1 pseudogene is annotated in these 1136 nt (G+C 74.4%); it reads right to left on the bottom strand.

What is annotated here, in order from left to right:
* A pseudogene (locus tag ACWEN3_RS46795) lies at positions 1-1049 on the bottom strand (KR domain-containing protein); the annotation flags it as partial.
* Positions 1050-1136 lie beyond the last annotated feature (87 nt).

A 1136-nucleotide genomic window follows, 5' to 3' on the forward strand; every position in this document is an offset into this window, starting at 1 on the left:
GGGTCCGGGTCGTAGAGGTTCCCCACGTCCCAGCCGCGGTCCTCCGGGAAGCCCGAGATCGCGTCGCCGCCGGAGGCGACGAGACGCCACAGGTCTTCGGGCGACCGCACGTCACCGGGGAAGCGGCAGGCCATGCCCACGATCGCGATCGGCTCGTCCGCCGTCCCGGTCACCGCGGCGACCGGGGCCTCGGACCGCTCCTGGACGCCCAGCGTCTCGGCCAGCAGGAAGCGGGAGAGCGCGACGGGCGTGGGGTGGTCGAAGACCATGGTCGCGGGGAGCCGCAGCCCGGTCGCCTCGTTCAGCCGGTTGCGGAGTTCCACCGAGGTGAGCGAGTCGAAACCGGCGTCCTGGAAGGCGTGTTCCGGCTGGACGGCCTGGGCCGTGGTGTGGCCGAGCACGGCGGCGACCTCGGTACGCACCAGGTCCAGCACCATCTGCTCCCGCTCGGCCTCCGGCAGCCCGGCCAGCCGCCGACCCAGCGATCCCTTCGGCGCGGTCTGCGCCGCGCGCCGCGCGGTGCCCCGTACGGGACCGCGCAGCCCTCGCAGGACCGGCGGCACCGTGCCCCGCAGGCCGCCCAGGTCCAGCCGCAGCGGGGCGACGACGGCCCGGTCCAGGGCCAGCGCCGCGTCGAACAGGCGCAGCCCTTCGTCGACGGCCATCGGGGCCAGGCCCACCCGCCTCAGCCGGGTGAGGTCCGCCTGGTCGAGCCGGTCGGCCATGCCGCTGCCCTGCTCCCAGAGGCCCCACGTCAGCGACGTGGCGGGGAGCCCCCGGGCGCGGCGGGCTTCGGCGAAGGCGTCCAGGAAGGTGTTCGCCGCCGCGTAATTGCCCTGTCCCGCGCTGCCCAGGATTCCGGACACGGAGGAGAAGACGACGAACGCCGACAGGTCGCTCGTCAGCTCATGGAGGTTGAGCACGGCGTCGGCCTTCGGGCGCAGCACCTTCTCCATGCGCTCCGGGGTGAGCGCGGCGATCACGCCGTCGTCGAGGACGCCGGCCGTGTGCACCACGGCCGTCACCGGCGTGCCGGACAGCACCACAGCCCGGCGTCGACCGCATCCTGGACGCCGTGGCGCGGCTGCAGTGGGAGGCCGAGGGCTGATGGCACAGGTGCTGGAGTTCAAGCTCCC

The sequence above is a fragment of the Streptomyces sp. NPDC004561 genome, assembly GCF_053602155.1.